The following is a 15,571-nucleotide window of genomic DNA, read 5'->3' as shown; positions in this document are numbered from 1 at the left end:
GGGTCAGCCTCGCAGCACGTTCCAGGGGGCAAAGGCGTTGTTGACGCCCTCGAGCGCCGATCCGAGTTGCGGCACATGCCGCAGCAGGACCGATTTCATTCCGTTGTTCTGGATCCAGTCCAGACCGAAGTTCGTGTAAACTTCCGCCCGGTAGTCGTCGGTGAAAAAGCGGTCGCTCTTGAGACGCCGCGATGCCATCAGGATGAAGATGCGAAAGGCGGTATCGCTGAAGCCAAAACCGTCCGGCAGGTCCTCGGCTAACAGCCCCACCATCAGATCAACGCGGTCGACGTCGCCCTTGTAGATCGTGCGCATCTTCTTGGCGGCACCGGGGATGCTGGTGATTTCCTCGAATGTCTTGACGCGCTTCTTGCCGACCAGCTCGCGGAAACGATTGTAGCGCGGCACGCCGCGCTCGCGATCGCGCATGATATCTATCGCGGCCACGTCCAGCAGCGGCTGGCCGTCTTTAGTGAACTGGCGCAGGAAGTTGGGGTAATTGTGGAGGCGAATGGCGCCGGGATGAGCGGTGCCGAAGGAGTACATCAGGTTGGCGAAGCCGTGAGACTGAACGAACTTGCGGGAGACGCGCCCCTGCATGTTGACCAAGTCGCAAGATTTTGGCTCTGTGGTATCGAGCCGCCGCACATCCATCTTGTCGGGGAGCAACGGGTGGAGGCGGTAGACAGCGGTGAATTCCTCGGTCATCGCGTAGGGCGCGCTGTGCTGGTCCGTCGGAGAGCCGATGATGCCATAGGCGGCCTCGCTGTTCTTGCCGAGCACTGCGCGCAGCACCCGGTATGGTATCCCCGACCAGTTGGCGTGCATGCTGAAATCCAGCGCAGGATGGCCGAGGATGCCTGGCGTCCATTCGACGGTGTGGATCTTGGCGATCAGGGCCGCGTTGATCAGGCGCGCACGCTGGAATAGTTCTTCGTCATTCCAGTCCGGATACCGGGTCTTCAAGCCATCGCAGATGAAATTGTGCTCACGCGCGAAGAGATTGTGCAGCAGGCTGAGCCCGACCCACCAATTGTCATTGAAGCCGGTGAGATCGGCACCCGGATGGACCGGATCGGCTGGGAGCATCCCATCATCGCCGACCCTGATCTTCCCATCGACGCCGGATCGGATCTGCATCTGCCTCGCGCGATCGCTGCCGTAGATCTGCCCGGCGTCCCACCAGTGCGAGTTGAAATTGCGAAATGTCGGTGTGGCGCCGAGCCACGATTCACGCGATGTCTGGTCGCAAACCGTGCGACGGATCTTCATGCAGTCGTCGAGCCGCTCATTCTTGGGCCATTGGTCGCCCGCTTTTAGCGGGATTTTGAACTCGTTTCCCGGCTCGGGCACCCCATGACTGAACCAATTATGCGTTTCGAACTGAATCCAGGCGGCGGCCAGCACATTGAGGCTGGTCGCGGGAATAAATTGGTCGCGCGCCAGCAATTCCGTCGAAATTTCGCGCGGACTGGGTTCGAGCAGATCGTCGACGCCGTCCGGCACGCATTCCGGCAGCGGGAAATTGCGTCCGAACCGGGCGCCCGCCATGCCCATGCGCGGATGGTCGAGGCTGTTGAACGAGCCGTCGGCGGAACGCCACCTGTCATTGCCGGTGCTCCAGCCGGGCGATGTCGGGCCGTAGCCGGTATGGTGGAGATTGTGCTCGCGCAGCCGGTCGCGGAACACCGAAAGATTGGCAGCTCCGAGCAGGGTCGGCAGGTGGTCCCATCTCACAAGGAAGTTAATGGCCCGATAGACAACATCCAGGATTGCCTGGAGCAGGTCACGATGGAAGCCAAAACCATCGTTCTCGCGGGACATTGACGCTCCCAAACGCAATCGCGTGAAATAAAGTCAACTTGCAACTAGTAAATGCAGTTCAATAGCACCAAAATGCCCGTTTGCCAACGTGGCTTTCCGGAGGCCGCGGTCGCCCGGTCGTTCGATTTCCGCTGTCCGCTAAATGTTTGCTCGGATAGGATGGCGTACAGCCGTGGGTGCATCGGGCGCCCCGGCTGAATTTCCGTGAGCGGGGCGAAGCTGCGCGACAACGCGCTTCACCTCGTGAGAACCAGGCTGGCACCGGCGCCGGCAAGGCCGAAAAGCCATCTTAAGTTGCGTGTTTCGCCGTCAAGGGGGTGACGCAGATGGGCATCATGGTTCGCAATTACGACGGCGGGATCACAAGCTCTCCCGCGCAGCTGGTGTCACCGCGCTCCGTCGACGAGATTCAATCGATCCTCAGGGATGCCGATCGCTACCCAAGCCCTGTTCGGGCGATGGGCAGCTATCATTCCTTGACGCCTTGCGCGTCCTCGGACGGGACGATCATCGACATGTCCGGGATGAGCCGCATCCACAAGATCGATCCACACAGCATGACGTTCACGGCCGAGGCCGGTCTCCAGTTCATTGCTGCATCGCGGCTATTGCGGGCGATGAACCTCCAGTTTCTGACCAATATCGAAATCGGGAACATGACGCTCGGTGCGGCGGCCTGCTGCCACACCAAGGACGGCCTGGACGGCGGCGAGTTTGGGCAGGTCGGCTCGTACATCACAGCGATGAAATGGGTGACGCCCAGCGGCGGGTTGGCGGAAGCATCGGAGGATAAAAACCCGCAACTGATGTACTTGATGCGCTCGAGTTACGGCCTGTGCGGCGTCATCTACGAGGTGACGTTTCGCATCAAGGCGCTGGAAGCGGTCCACTTTAGATATTTGCCGCGCCCGATCGGAGAGCTGACCGAGAAGGAAGTGGATGGAATCATCGATGCATCGCGAGGCCTGATCTGTTGGACGGTCGGTCGAAAGGCGCATTTCCAGACGCGGCATCCTGTCGACAGGGTTGGGCCGTTAGGGTCGCTGTTCGCCGCCGGCCGCCGTACCCTCTGGAACCATACGGAAGCCCGCGTTGGCAGGTTTATCGACAGCAGCATCCCGACCAAGCCTCTCCGGGATGCGTCGCTCGACACGTGGTTCGTTGGCAGCCGGTTGTTGATGTCATTCCTGCACTTGGTCGGCGGGGCGACGCTGTACAATCCCGACAAGACCATCGACTACAGCAAGACGCCGCCGTCGGCGCGATATGCATTTACATTCTGGGCATTTCCGCGCTCTGAATGGCTGAGTGTGCTGCGCGACTACGTGGACTTCAGCGAAAAATATTTCGAGGATCATGACTTTCGCTGCAACATGGCGCTTGGCTCCTACTTCATCCGGAAAGACGAGCATTCGTTGTTGTCCTACTCGCATGACGGAGACGTTTTTTCGGTCGACCCCATTCACGCTTTTACGGACAGGCCGGCGTGGGACGGGTTTTTGGAGGAGTTCAATGAGTTCGCGCACAAGAGGAATGGCATTCCTTTGCTGAATCAGAGTCCGTTCGTCACGCGGCAGCATGTCACGGCCGCGTATGGAGCGCGATGGACGCAGTTTTCTGCGCAAGTCAGGCTGGAGGATCCGCACGGGCGTATGCTGAACCCGTTTTTTGCCAATCTGCTCTGAGCCGGTTATGGCCAGCCTGGAGCCGTGATACGGAAGTTGACGTGCCTGCAATATCCGACCTGGACCGGAAATTTCGTGCGACGTGGTCGGACAGTGTGGCTGATTGATTGTCACCCACGGCGGCGTAGACTTCTCTCAAGAGGTGGACTTCTCTCAAGAGAATGGCGCAATCTCTGCGCGCTCAGGAAACGGTAGCGGCGCCAATCGAACCGCGGAACATTGTCAGAATTCCGGGATGAGTAATGGACGACCCTCACGACAGAGTACCCGAACGCCGGCAGCTCACCGTTCTGTTCTGCGACGTCGTTGATTCAACGGGCCTCTCCGAGCGTTGCGACATTGAGGATCTGCGCGAAATATTGCTGGAATTCCAGGCGATAAGCTCGCAATGCATCAGCAATGCCGGAGGTAGCGTCGTCAACTACATCGGCGACGGCATCCGTGCGGAATTCGGCTATCCCCTCGCATCGGAGAACGAGGCCGAGAGCGCGGTACGCGCCGGCCTTGTGTTGTTGCGGGCACTTCACGAATTGAGCGAGCGCGCCATCGCGGCGATCCAGGAACCGCTTCGCGTTCGGATCGGGGTCCATACGGGCGTTGCGGTGATCGGCAAGGCGGGGCCGGGCCATGTGCACGATGCGACGGAGATCGTCGGCGAAACGCCTAACGTCGCATTCCGGTTGCTGGAAATGGGCGAGCCCAATTCACTCGTGATCAGCGGTGAGACCAGGCGTCTCCTCCGCGGCAAATTCGCCCTGCAACCGCTCGGTATGCGTTCGCTCAAGGGATTGTCGCGAAAAGTCGAGGTCTTTCTCGTCGTGAGCGAGGCGTTGGAAGATGGCGGCGGCCATCGTGCACGCCGTCGCAATGCCTCGCGCCTGGTGGGCAGGGTCGCTGAAATGGACCAGCTGCTGCAAGCGTGGGAGCTGGTGCGGACCGGGCAGGGGCGTACGGTGGAGATCACCGGGGAGCCCGGGATCGGAAAATCGCGCCTGGCATTGGAGCTGATCGAAAGGGCCGCGCTGCCGGACGACCTGATGCTGGTGATCCAGGCCTCCGCCCCGCATCAGAACACGCCGCTATACCCGATCATGAGGGCGCTCGAGCAGCGCGTCGGCATCGGCAGGGATGGAGACGCCGAGGCGAATTTGGCGCGTCTGCGTGATTTCGTGGCCGCGACGTCCGGCGGCGACGAGGAGCAGTTGACGCTGATCGGCCAGATGCTCGGCTTGGCGGTGCCGGCGGCGTCAGGCCCGATGATTCCCGACGCTCAGGAGCAGCGTCGAAAGACGCGTGATGCGGCAGTGCGGCTGTTGATCTCGCAAACGCGCGGCGAATCCGGCCTGATCCTGATTGAGGATTTTCACTGGGCCGATCCATCGACAATCGAGATCGTCGAGCGAATTGCCGGCCAGATCGGCGGTACGCGGAATCTCCTAGTGGTCACCAGCCGGGCATCCGTGCTTGGTCACGTGTCGCCCACGATCCTGCGTATAGTGCTTCAGCGTCTCGACGATGAGCACTGCCGCTATCTTGCCGGATCGGTCGTGCGCGACAAACAGCTATCAAACCAGCTGATCCAGCAGATTGTTGCGCGATCGGACGGTGTGCCGCTGTTCGTGGAAGAGCTGGCGGCGGCGGCCCTGGAAACTGGCCAAGTCGATCCGGGCGTCCGAACGGCCGGCGGCAGCGGACCTTCAGAAGTGCCATCGGCGCTCTACGACTCCCTGATGCTGCGTCTCGAGCGCCTTGGCAATGCCAAGGCGGTCGCGCAGCTCGCGTCGGTGATTGGCCGAAGCTTTCCGCATCGGCTTCTTGCTGCCGTCGCCGGCGAGCTTGAAGATGGCCTCGAAGCGGCCCTCGAGCGGCTGCGAGCGTCTGGACTGATAGGACTTGAGCGCAACGACGACGAAAAGGTCTACTCCTTCAAGCATGCGCTGGTCCGGGACGTTGCCTATTATTCGCTTCTCAAACGGCAGAGACGAGAGCTTCACGACCGCGTGGCTGCAGAGATCGAGCTCCATCTGCCGGAGGTTGCCATCACCGAACCCGGCTATCTTGCGCAGCATCTGTCCGAGGCCGGGCGCACCTCCCGGGCGGCACAGATGCGGCTCAAAGCGGCCCAGCAGGCAGCAGAACGTTCGGCTAATCTGGAAGCCGTCGCCGAGCTCAATATGGCGCTGGAGGAGATCAGGAAGCTTCCGGCGGGACTTGAACGGGACAATCTGGAGCTGAACGCCCAGATCGCGCTGATCGGACCCACGATCGCGCTGCAGGGATTCGGCGCCGATGCGGTCGCTGACGTCAGCAGCCGCGCCATCGAGCTCTGCCGTGCCCTCGACAACGATCCGCGCATCTTTCCGGCGCTGTACGCAAGATGGTCTTATTTGCGTGTTGCAAGCAACGTGCGGGAGGCCGGCACGCTGGCGCGGGATTTTCTGACGCTCGCCGAGCAAAAGGGAACGAGGGCCGATCGGATGGTGGGCCACCGCCTGCTCGGCACGTCGCTGCTCGATGGGGAGACCGAGCAGGCGTGCGTCCATCTCGATCGGGCCGCCAAACTCTACGATGCTGCCGCCGACCGCGCGACGGGCGTGACATACGGCACTGACGTGCAGATCACGAGCCTGTCCAACCTGTGCATCTGCTACTGGCTGGTGGGCCGAGTTGCCGACGCGGTCACGCACGGCCGAGAGGCACTTCGACACGCGCAGCAATTGTCGCATGCCCATACCCTCGGTTACGCCTATGCCCACGCCTGCATGCTCTACACGCTGGAGCGGGACGTGCAGACGGTGCGGGCGCTCGCCCAGCAGACGCTCGATGGGGCGATCAGACGGGAGCTTCCGCTCTGGGTCTCGGTGGCACGGACATTTCTCGGTTGGGCCGACGTTGAAAGCGGCCGCCTCGCGGAAGGCATCGATCTGCTTGAGAAGCAGCGCGATTTTCTGCAGACGGCGCACCTCGTCTATTGGCTGCCCACTTACCTCTGCTGGTTGGCTGAGGCCTATGTCCGCGCCGACCGTCTGGCAGACGCACGGCGTTGTCTCGATCAGGCGCGCAACGTCTTCGGGCGGGGTGGCAATTACTGGTATGAGGCCGAGTGCCTGCGCATCGAAGGGCGATTTGCCGCACATGCGCAGATCAACGACACTTCGCTGGCCGAGCGGAACTTCGAGCTGGCGCTCGCGCTTGCCAATCGTCGTGGCCAGCACGGATTTGGCCTACGTGCCGCGGAGAGTCTTGCGCGCCTGCTCGCCGCCAAAGGAGAGACCGAGCGCGCCCGGACGCTCCTGCATCACGAACTGCAATTTTTTGTCGGTCAGCCGGACGGCGGCGATCGTCCGGAGGCCAGCAGGCTGTTGCACTCCCTCCAGGAGCGCTCGCGCTGACGGCTCAGATCCGGGGTCGATCAGGACATCGTCCGGCGAGACGGTGCGCATCGGCGATTTCGCCGCCGCGCAGAAGATCGGGTTGACCGCTTTCATGGGTAAGGCCGATCGAATACGGTCCGCTCCAGAGGGTTGATCGAGGCATCCGGCAATCGGGACACCCTGCTAAGGATCTTGGCTGAATGGCGGACAAGCTCGGGGTGCTAGGCAGCCTTTCTACGGTTTGACATCCCTCAAGAGAGCGCCTTTCATATCGACTATGTCGATGTGAGGCCCGCCCTTGGATACCGAGCTTGCGCGTACATTCCTGACCGTGGTCGCGACGGGCAATTTCATTACGGCCGCCGAGCGGCTTCACGTCAGTCAATCCACCGTCAGCACGCGGATCCAGAGCCTCGAAGACCTGCTTGGCTGCACGCTGTTCGTGCGCAACAAGGCCGGGGCGACGCTGACGGCAGCCGGGCGCCAATTCCAGCGTCACGCCTCGACCCTGGTGCGCACCGTCGAGCAGGCCCGGCATGATGTCGGCGTTCCCAAGGGCTTTAGCGGGGCGTTGGTGATTGGCGGCCGCATCGGGCTGTGGGAGGAGTTTCTGCTGCTCTGGCTGCCGCGCATGCAGGAGGCCAATCCGCAAATCTCCATCCGCGCCGAGAGCGCGCTCGAGCCCGAGTTGATGCAGGGGCTGGTCGAAGGCCGCATCGACATCGGCGTGATGTACACGCCGCAAAGCCGGCCCGGCCTGAAAGTCGAGCTGCTGATGGAGGAGCAATTGGTGCTGGTCTCGACCAATCCCAAAAGCGAACCCGAGCCGCAGGAAGGCTACGTCTATGTCGACTGGGGGCCGGAATTCTATGCCCGCCACAGCGCCGTCTTCCCCAATTTTGCGGGGCCCGCGCTGACTGCCAATATCGGCTGGCTTGGGCTTCAGCATGTTCTGGCAAACGGCGGCTCCGGCTACTTCGCGCACCGGATCGTCGAGCCGCTGCTGAAGGCGCGGCGCCTGCACCTGGTGGCCGGCGCGCCGAAGTTCTCCATGCCGGCCTATGTCGTCTATTCGGTCGACCAGTCGGACGACCATGTACAGAGCGCCATTGTGATCATGCGCGACCTCGCCGCCGAGCAAGCGCGGCGCGTGACGGAAACGCCGGCGCGGAGCGTGCGCAAACGCCACTGACGGCAGGCTCGCAGCGGGCGGAGGGTACTAGCGGCGGCGGTGCAAGCGGGTTTCGGCGACGGCCGTGACCACGCCGATCGCGAGCATGGCGATGACGATGTCCGGGGTCGCGTCGAAGCCGAACGCAAAAGCCGCAGCGCCGAACACCGCGGCCAGCATGCAGAAGGTAAAGCCCTCATCGGCGATCAATTGCCGCGCGCCGCTGACGCGCGTTGCGGGCTTGTCCGTCGAGCGCATGGGTTCGTGCCTACTGGAACAGCTTCATCGCGTTGAGCAGGGTCTGGATGACGCCCGCAAGCAAGGGGATGCCTGCGAAGCTCCAGGCCAGCGCCAATTGCAGCGGCGTGGTTTTTACGGTGTTGGCATGATGCATGATGACGTCATGCTCCCGAGGGATTGTTGCTCGCCGCGGCGGCGGCAGCGATCTCGCTGGCGCGATGGGACGGCTCGATCGCCGTCATCGGGGACACACGATGGGTGATCCAGCTCAGCAGCAGCTGGGAGAATGACGCTTCGCTTCGCGATGTCGTTGTCATGGTCGCTCCTTCTGTTCCACCGCGGCTCAAGCGCGCGCCGGCTCGAAACCTGCGTTGTCGTCTTTCATGTGATGGCGCTTGTCGACGGCGCGGACGCAGAGGTTGGCGAGGAAGCCGACCACGAGCAGTCCAGCCATGATGTACATGGTGGTGTTGTAGGCCTGCGCCTTCGGCACCCCGTGGGTGACGTTGTATTCGCGGATGTAATTGATCAGTACCGGTCCGGCGATGCCGGCCATGGACCAGGCCGTGAGCAGGATGCCGTGGATGGCTCCGACATAGCGGGTGCCGAACATGTCGCGCAGATAGGCCGGCACCGTCGAGAATCCGCCGCCATACATGCTGACGATGATCAGGAAGCACAGCACGAACAGCACGACATTGCCGCTCGCGCCGGCATACGGCACGGTCACGTAAAGCGCGAAGCCGAGTACCATGTAGACGAAATAGGTGTTCTTGCGTCCGATGAAGTCGGACAATGAGGCCCAGCTGAAGCGTCCGCCCATGTTGAACAGGCTCATCAGGCCGACGAGACCGGCGGCCGCGACCGCGGTGATGTGCCCCGGGAACATCTCCTGGCTCATCGCCGAGGCTTGGCCGAGCACGCCGATGCCGGCCGTGGTGTTGCAGAACAAGACGATCCAGATCAGCCAGAACTGCGGCGTCCTGATTGCCTGGTAGACGAACACGTCATTCTTCGTCATCAGCTTGGTCGCGGTTGTCGGCGGCACGTAACCGTCCGGTTTCCAGCCCGGCGCGGGCACGCGCACGATTGCGGACCCGACCATCATGAAGACGAAATAGACGCAGCCGAGCGTGATGAAGGCGCCGAGCACGCCGACGTCGGTCGCGCTGGCGAACTTGCTCATCAGCCAGACCGAGAAGGGGGAGGCGATCAGTGCGCCGCCGCCAAAGCCCATGATCGCCATGCCCGTCGCCATGCCCGGCCGGTCGGGAAACCACTTCATCAGCGTCGAAACTGGAGAGATGTAGCCGATGCCAAGCGCGCAGCCGCCGACCACGCCGTAGCCGAGATAGATGATCCAGAGATTGTGGAGATACACGCCGAGTGCCGAGATCAGGAAGGCGCTCGCCCAGGCGACGCCGGCGGTGAACATCGCGCGCCGCGGGCCGCCTTCCTCGACCCAGCGTCCGAACACCGCGGCCGACAGTCCGAGGAACACCATCGCAATGGAAAAGATCCAGCCGAGCTCGGTCAGTTTCCAGTCGCCGGGCGCCGATTGCGTGACGCCGATCAGCTTGGTCATCGGCAGGTTGAAGACGCTGAAGGCATAGGCCTGCCCGATGCAGAGGTGCACGCAAAGCGCCGCGGGCGGCACCATCCATCGGCTGTAGCCCGGCCTTGCGATCGTATGCTCGCGATCGAGAAACCGCAGTAGCGAGCGTGCAGGCATTCCCGATGCGTCGAGCGTCGTCGTCATCTTCATCCTCCTCGTGCTTCGCCATTCTTGGTGGCGGCCGTTCGGCCGCGGGCGATAGCCGCGCTGCCTAGGCTACGCAGGAGGACGATTTTGACAAACGAATAATATTGGCCGATTAAATCGGAATATTGGATATAAAAAAGCGCGTTGGGCGGGAGGCAAATAGTCCGGGCAGTGGGCGCTGCCCGGACCTCGACGATCTACAAAGTCATCTGCATCGGTTCGGGATAATAGTGGAATCCCTCACCGGCCTTGGCGACATGGCCGTAGCCCGGCCAGGCGAAGTGATAGGACATCACCGGCACCTTGTTCGCCGCGAGCATGGTCAGCAGTTTGACGCGCGACTCGGCCGCCTGCTTGGGATCGGTGTCGTAGGAGAATTCCATCCGGGGCCGCTCCAGCAGCAGCACCGAATGGTGCGAGAGGTCGCCCATGAAGGCGAAGGACTTGCCGGCCGACGAGACCATGAAGATGGTGTGGCCGACGGTATGACCGGGGGCCGAGATCGCCTGCACGCCCGGCAGGAATTCCTGGCCGTCCTTGAAGAACACGATGCGGTCGCGCACCGGCAGCAGGTTCTTGCGGGCGTGAACGACGAAATCCTTGGCCGGGCTGCCGAGCTTGCCTTCGTCGGTCCAGAAGTCGAAATCGGTCTGCGAGATGTAGATCTGCGCGTTCGGAAACAGCGGCTTGCCGCCGTCGTCCACGATGCCCCCGATGTGGTCGATATGGGCATGCGAACAGACCACCGCATCGATGTCGCCGGGCTTGATGCCTGCTTCGGTCATGCTCTTCTGTTGCCGTCCGGTGGTGGCGCCGAACAGCTTGGAACTGCCCATGCCGGTATCGAACAGGATGAGCTTGTCTCCGGTGTTGACGATCGGCGAGTTCTGTTCGAGCACGACATTGTCCGGCGACAGGAAGTTGTCTGCCAGCATCTTCTTCACCTCTTCCTTGGGAACGCCGGTGAAGGTGCCGGAGGGATCGCCGAGCGGCAGCGGGCCGTCGGAGACGATGGTGACTTCGGCATCGCCGAGAACGAAGCGGTGCCAGTAAGGCGTCTGGGTGCCGAGCTTGGGAGCGCGCGCTATCGCGCTGCTGCCGAGCATTGCGCTGGCACCAAGGCCAGCCCCGAGGGCGAACAAGGCGCGACGTGAGACATCGATTGTCATGCGTTTCCTCCGCTTTTGTCTTTTGTTTTGCGCAATTGTTTGCGCGTTATTTCGGCCTGCGCCGATCGCCTCGCGTCAGCACGATCCGACCGTACAGCTGAATGCAATCAATGATTGTGTCGCGATTGTGTCCTCTTGACCGCGCGTTGTCGCGGGGCCGCAAGTTTCTTTCCGCGTCGCGAATGCCGTCTCACGCAATCCGCGGCACCAGGTCACTGCCTTCCGTTTCGGCAAAGCCCGCCTGTAAAACCTCTTCGCGCTTGTGGCGCAAATGCGCGCGCAGGATATGGGCGAGGCCGACGCCGTCGCGCCTCTGCAGTGCATTCAGGATGGCGTCGTGCTCCTTCACAGCGACCGCCCAGCGCTCGGGCGTCATCGGCGTGACATAACGCGCGCGGCGGATGCGCGCGGTCACCGACGCATACAGCCCCGCAAGCACCGGGTTTCCGGCCGCAGCGACGATGCCTTCGTGAATGGCGCGGTTGCCGCGATAGTACTGGATCAGGTCGCCCTCGCGATGATGATGCACCATGTCCGCGTGCGCGCCGGCGATCGCGTCGATCTCGGCGTCCGTGATGCGCTCGCAGGCGAGTTCTCCGGCGAGTGCCTCGAGACCCTGGCAGACCTCGAACAGGTCGCGCATGTCCTTGTCGGTCAGTTTTGCCGCACGCGAACCGCGATGCGGCAGGAGCTGCACGAGCCCTTCGGCGGCAAGCACCTTTAGCGCCTCGCGGAGCGGCGTGCGCGATATCTGAAGCCGCTCGCACAGCTCGCGCTCGGGAATCCGCGCGCCCGGTGGAATTTCGCCGTCGAGCAGGATGGTCCGGATGCGGCCGACGACTTCCTCATGAAGCATGGGTCTGAAGTCCATTTGAATGCAAAAATAGAAGCTAGATGCGAATTAATGCAAGTTCCAGCTTGTAAATCGATTATTTTGCATTCAAAAATGTAAAAAAGCAGAAGGACATTGAGGAAATGGACCAGCAGGTGGTGGCGGAAGACCTCGTTTTCGAGCGTCAGGACGGTATCGGACGGATCACCTTCAACCGTCCGCAGGCCCGCAACGCCTTCACCTTCGCGATGTACGAGCGGCTTGCCGCGATCTGCGAGGAGATCAACGACGATCACGCGGTCAAGGTGCTGGTGCTGCGCGGTGCCGGCGACAAGGCGTTTGCCGCGGGCACCGACATCAATCAGTTCCGCGATTTCAAGTCACCGCAGGACGCGATCGACTACGAGAACCGCATCGATCGGGTGCTGACCACGCTCGAACAGTGCCGCGTGCCGACGATCGCCGCGATTAACGGGTTCTGCACCGGCGGCGGCGCGGGCATCGCCGCGGCCTGCGACCTCCGCATCGGCACCCTAAGCGCGAAAATCGGCTTTCCCATCGCCCGCACGCTCGGCAATTGCCTGTCGATGTCCAATGTCAGTCGTCTCACCGCACTGATCGGCGCTGCCCGCGTCAAGGATCTGATCTTCACCGCGCGGCTGGTTGACGCGACGGAGGCCGCGAGTGTCGGGCTGCTCGGGGAAGTCGTCGAGGATATTGCCGCGCTCGACAGGCGCGCGGACGAAGTTGCGCGATTGCTCGCCAGTCACGCGCCGCTGACGCTGAATGCGACCAAGCAGGCCGTTGCGCGCCTGCAAAGGCGGCTGACGCCGGACGAAGGCGAGGACCTCATCCTGATGTGCTACACGAGCCAGGATTTTCGCGAAGGGCTCGATGCTTTCCTCACCAAGCGCGCGCCGAAATGGCGCGGCCAATAGGACGCCCCGATGCAAAGCGATCGCCCGCAATCAACCTCCCGCCGTTCGGGGCCGCTCGCCGGCCTCAAGGTCATCGATCTCACCCATGTCATGGCGGGGCCGACCTGCACCTTGATGCTGGCCGACATGGGCGCCGACGTCATCAAGATCGAGAAATCGCCGAACGGCGACGACACCCGCCATTCGGTGCCGCCGAAGATTGGCGACGAGGCGGCCTCCTTCCTGATGATGAACCGCAACAAGCGCGGCATCGTGCTGGATCTGAAGACCGATGGCGGCAAGCAGGTCTTGCGGCGGCTGATCGCGGGCGCCGACGTGCTGGTCGAGAACTTTGCGCCGGGCGCCATGGAGCGCCTTGGCTTCGGCTACGACGATCTGCACAAGCAGCATCCAGCGCTGATCTACTGCTCGCTGTCGGGCTTCGGCCGCACCGGCCCCTACAAGCACCGCCGCGGCTTCGATCTGGTCGCCCAGGCCATGAGCGGCATCATGAGCTTCACGGGCGAACGTCCCGATGGTCCGCCCGTCAAATGCGGCCCGCCGCTGTCCGACATCACCGCCGGCCTGCTGGCGAGCATGGGCATCCTCGCGGCCTACACGCACCGTCTCAAGACCGGCGAAGGGCAGTGGGTCGAGACCTCGCTCTACGAGGCCGCGCTGGTGCAGACCTACTGGCAGTCGACCATCGCGCTGGCCGCGGGCACCGCGCCGCGCGCCATGGGTTCGGCCCATCCCCTCAACGCGCCATATCAGGCCTTCGAGGCCTCCGACGGCTGGCTGGTGGTCGGCGGCGCCAACAAGAAGCACTGGCTGTTGATGCTGGAGGCGCTCGGCGCGAGTGAGCTCGCCTCCGATCCGCGCTTCGTCACCGGGGCCGACCGCATGGCCAATCTGAAGGAGCTCGAAGCCGTCCTGAGCGAGCGCTTCCGCACCCGCACGCGGGCGCACTGGCTCGCGGCGCTGGACGAGAAGGGCGTGCCGTGCGGACCCGTGCACGACATGCTGGAGGCGCTTCGCGATCCGCAGACGCTGGCGCGCGAGATGGTGGTCGAGGTCGAGCATTCCACGCTCGGTCCGGTGAAGACCATCGGCTTGCCGGTCAAGTTTTCGGAGACCCCAGGCAAAGTGCGCACCGGCGCGCCGGTCTACGGTGAGCATACAAGCGAGGTGCTGGTCGAGCACGGGTTCGACCAGAAGCAGATCGAAGCGCTCGAAAAAGAAGGCGCGATCGTCACGGCCTCAGGAAGACGCGAGGAACGCGTCGCCTGACCGGACGTCGAGAAAAACAAGAACAAGAGACAAAAATCAGCTGGAGGACATCATGGGTCGGACGTCAACACTTCTGCTCTCCGCAGCCGCAACCGTGCTCGCCGGCACGATGCCGGCGCTCAGCGCCTGGCAACCGCAAAAGCCGATCGAGTTCGTGGCGACCGCCGGGCCCGGCGGCGGCACCGATAATCTCGCGCGTGCCGTGCAGAACATCATCACCAAGCACAAGCTGGTGGAGCAGCCGATCGTCGTCGTCAACAAGGGTGGCGGCAGCGGCGCGGAAGGCTATGTCTACGGCAAGGCGTCCGCCGGCGATCCCTACAAGGTGATCTTCGGCACGTCGAATGCCTGGCAGCAGCCGCTCGTCTCCAAGGTCGCCTTCAACTACACCGATCTCACTGCGATCGCGGCGATGGCGCAGGACGAGTTTCTGCTCTGGGTCAAGCAGGACGCGCCCTACAAAACGGCGGGCGACTATCTGAAGGCAGCCGCATCGGGCGAATTCAAGATGGGCGGCGCGCAGTCAAAGGACACCGACGAGGTGCTGACCCGCATGATCGAGAAGGCCGGCCACATTAAGTTGACCTACATTCCCTTCAAGAGCGGCGCAGAGACTGCCGTGCAGCTCGCCGGCGGACACCTCGACTCTCACGTCAACAATCCCAGCGAAAGTCTCGGGCAATGGCGCGGTGGAACGCAACGACCGCTTTGCGTTTTCAGCCCGAAGCGGCTGCCGCAGGGCACCAAGGTCACCGCGACCGAAGGTTGGGGTGATGTTCCGACCTGCGTCGAGCAGGGCCTCGACATCAAGCAATATGAGCAGCCGCGGACAGTGTGGCTCCCCGGCAAGGTCACGCAGGACCAGGCCGCGTTCTATGTCGACCTGATGAAGAAGGTGCAGGCGACGCCGGACTGGAAGGACTACATCGAGAAAACCTCCCAGGTCGACACGTTCCTGACTGGCGCCGAGCTCGATAAGTTCATCAAGGAGGACCTCGAGCACGTCAAGCAGGTCGCGGGCGAGCAGGGCTGGTTGGTGAAGTAGGACGGCACTCTTGCATGGGTGACCACGTGGACAGGCCTTCCAGCTACATCTCGGCGTTCGTGCCACAAACTCCGCCGTGGGGGGGGGGGGCGGGGGGGGGGGGGGGGGGGGGGGGGGGGGGCCCGCCGCCCGGGGGGGGGGGGGGGGGGGCCGCGGGCGGGGGGGGGGGGGGGGGGGGGGGGGGGGGGGGGGGGGGGGGCGGTGGGTCGGGGGGGGGGGGGGGGGGGAAAAAAAGGGGGGCGGGTTTTGGGGGGGGGGGGGA

General features: G+C 63.1%; 13 protein-coding genes. 6 read left to right on the top strand and 7 right to left on the bottom strand.

Annotation, left to right across the window (positions count from 1 at the left end; all coding sequences use genetic code 11):
- Positions 1-3 precede the first annotated feature (3 nt).
- Positions 4-1,551, bottom strand: coding sequence for a peroxidase family protein (locus tag AC0L21_RS00065; RefSeq protein ID WP_473258340.1), 1,548 nt, complete (start codon positions 1,549-1,551; stop codon positions 4-6).
- 599 nt (positions 1,552-2,150) lie between these two features.
- On the opposite strand from AC0L21_RS00065, the gene AC0L21_RS00060 reads away from it, so the two are divergent.
- The 3 genes from AC0L21_RS00060 to AC0L21_RS00050 all read left to right on the top strand — a co-directional run bounded on the left by AC0L21_RS00060 (position 2,151) and on the right by AC0L21_RS00050 (position 8,075).
- Positions 2,151-3,509 carry an FAD-binding protein gene (locus tag AC0L21_RS00060; RefSeq protein WP_473256929.1) on the top strand — a complete coding sequence of 453 codons (1,359 nt, stop codon included), beginning with the start codon at positions 2,151-2,153 and terminating at the stop codon, positions 3,507-3,509.
- 242 nt (positions 3,510-3,751) lie between these two features.
- The gene (locus tag AC0L21_RS00055) at positions 3,752-6,901 is read left to right on the top strand and encodes an ATP-binding protein (RefSeq protein ID WP_473256928.1); all 3,150 of its coding nucleotides are present in this window, start codon (positions 3,752-3,754) and stop codon (positions 6,899-6,901) included.
- Between the two features lie 280 nt (positions 6,902-7,181).
- Complete coding sequence (locus AC0L21_RS00050) at positions 7,182-8,075, top strand: LysR family transcriptional regulator (RefSeq protein WP_473256927.1); 894 nt, start codon at positions 7,182-7,184, stop codon at positions 8,073-8,075.
- A gap of 27 nt (positions 8,076-8,102) precedes the next feature.
- Here the strand turns inward: AC0L21_RS00050 and AC0L21_RS00045 are convergent, their stop codons facing one another.
- From AC0L21_RS00045 to AC0L21_RS00020, 6 genes are all read right to left on the bottom strand, one after another.
- Positions 8,103-8,312 carry a hypothetical protein gene (locus AC0L21_RS00045; protein WP_473256926.1) on the bottom strand — a complete coding sequence of 70 codons (210 nt, stop codon included), beginning with the start codon at positions 8,310-8,312 and terminating at the stop codon, positions 8,103-8,105.
- Positions 8,313-8,322: 10 nt separating this feature from the next.
- The gene (locus AC0L21_RS00040) at positions 8,323-8,448 is read right to left on the bottom strand and encodes an MFS transporter small subunit (protein ID WP_473256925.1); all 126 of its coding nucleotides are present in this window, start codon (positions 8,446-8,448) and stop codon (positions 8,323-8,325) included.
- A 7-nt stretch (positions 8,449-8,455) separates the two neighbouring features.
- Positions 8,456-8,611 carry a hypothetical protein gene (locus tag AC0L21_RS00035; protein ID WP_473256924.1) on the bottom strand — a complete coding sequence of 52 codons (156 nt, stop codon included), beginning with the start codon at positions 8,609-8,611 and terminating at the stop codon, positions 8,456-8,458.
- A gap of 26 nt (positions 8,612-8,637) precedes the next feature.
- Entirely contained in the window at positions 8,638-10,053 is a 1,416-nt protein-coding gene (locus AC0L21_RS00030) for an L-lactate MFS transporter (RefSeq protein WP_473256923.1), read from the bottom strand.
- 200 nt (positions 10,054-10,253) lie between these two features.
- Positions 10,254-11,225, bottom strand: a complete 972-nt coding sequence (locus AC0L21_RS00025) for an MBL fold metallo-hydrolase (RefSeq protein WP_473256922.1) — start codon at positions 11,223-11,225, stop codon at positions 10,254-10,256.
- A 190-nt stretch (positions 11,226-11,415) separates the two neighbouring features.
- Positions 11,416-12,081, bottom strand: a complete 666-nt coding sequence (locus AC0L21_RS00020; protein WP_473256921.1) for a GntR family transcriptional regulator — start codon at positions 12,079-12,081, stop codon at positions 11,416-11,418.
- A 119-nt stretch (positions 12,082-12,200) separates the two neighbouring features.
- Between AC0L21_RS00020 and AC0L21_RS00015 the strand changes: the two genes are divergently transcribed.
- From AC0L21_RS00015 to AC0L21_RS00005, 3 genes are read left to right on the top strand one after another with little or no spacing between them, the layout of a single operon-like run.
- On the top strand, positions 12,201-12,995 hold the full coding sequence (locus AC0L21_RS00015; protein WP_473256920.1) for an enoyl-CoA hydratase/isomerase family protein: 795 nt from the start codon (positions 12,201-12,203) through the stop codon (positions 12,993-12,995).
- A 9-nt stretch (positions 12,996-13,004) separates the two neighbouring features.
- Positions 13,005-14,264 carry a CaiB/BaiF CoA transferase family protein gene (locus tag AC0L21_RS00010; RefSeq protein ID WP_473256919.1) on the top strand — a complete coding sequence of 420 codons (1,260 nt, stop codon included), beginning with the start codon at positions 13,005-13,007 and terminating at the stop codon, positions 14,262-14,264.
- Between the two features lie 52 nt (positions 14,265-14,316).
- Positions 14,317-15,309 carry a Bug family tripartite tricarboxylate transporter substrate binding protein gene (locus tag AC0L21_RS00005; RefSeq protein ID WP_473256918.1) on the top strand — a complete coding sequence of 331 codons (993 nt, stop codon included), beginning with the start codon at positions 14,317-14,319 and terminating at the stop codon, positions 15,307-15,309.
- Positions 15,310-15,571 lie beyond the last annotated feature (262 nt).

The organism is Bradyrhizobium sp. WSM4873 (assembly GCF_055811355.1).
The sequence above is the reverse complement of the archived record's forward strand: the minus strand, read 5'-3'. Positions and strand labels throughout refer to the sequence as shown.

Coding starts and splice junctions, on each gene's coding strand:
- AC0L21_RS00030 (WP_473256923.1), bottom strand. CDS start 10,053: ATGACGACGACGCTCGACGCATCGGGAATGCCTGCACGCTCGCTACTG.
- AC0L21_RS00040 (WP_473256925.1), bottom strand. CDS start 8,448: ATGCATCATGCCAACACCGTAAAAACCACGCCGCTGCAATTGGCGCTG.
- AC0L21_RS00065 (WP_473258340.1), bottom strand. CDS start 1,551: ATGGCGGGCGCCCGGTTCGGACGCAATTTCCCGCTGCCGGAATGCGTG.
- AC0L21_RS00060 (WP_473256929.1), top strand. CDS start 2,151: ATGGGCATCATGGTTCGCAATTACGACGGCGGGATCACAAGCTCTCCC.
- AC0L21_RS00045 (WP_473256926.1), bottom strand. CDS start 8,312: ATGCGCTCGACGGACAAGCCCGCAACGCGCGTCAGCGGCGCGCGGCAA.
- AC0L21_RS00025 (WP_473256922.1), bottom strand. CDS start 11,225: ATGACAATCGATGTCTCACGTCGCGCCTTGTTCGCCCTCGGGGCTGGC.
- AC0L21_RS00020 (WP_473256921.1), bottom strand. CDS start 12,081: ATGCTTCATGAGGAAGTCGTCGGCCGCATCCGGACCATCCTGCTCGAC.
- AC0L21_RS00055 (WP_473256928.1), top strand. CDS start 3,752: ATGGACGACCCTCACGACAGAGTACCCGAACGCCGGCAGCTCACCGTT.
- AC0L21_RS00035 (WP_473256924.1), bottom strand. CDS start 8,611: ATGACAACGACATCGCGAAGCGAAGCGTCATTCTCCCAGCTGCTGCTG.
- AC0L21_RS00005 (WP_473256918.1), top strand. CDS start 14,317: ATGGGTCGGACGTCAACACTTCTGCTCTCCGCAGCCGCAACCGTGCTC.
- AC0L21_RS00015 (WP_473256920.1), top strand. CDS start 12,201: ATGGACCAGCAGGTGGTGGCGGAAGACCTCGTTTTCGAGCGTCAGGAC.
- AC0L21_RS00010 (WP_473256919.1), top strand. CDS start 13,005: ATGCAAAGCGATCGCCCGCAATCAACCTCCCGCCGTTCGGGGCCGCTC.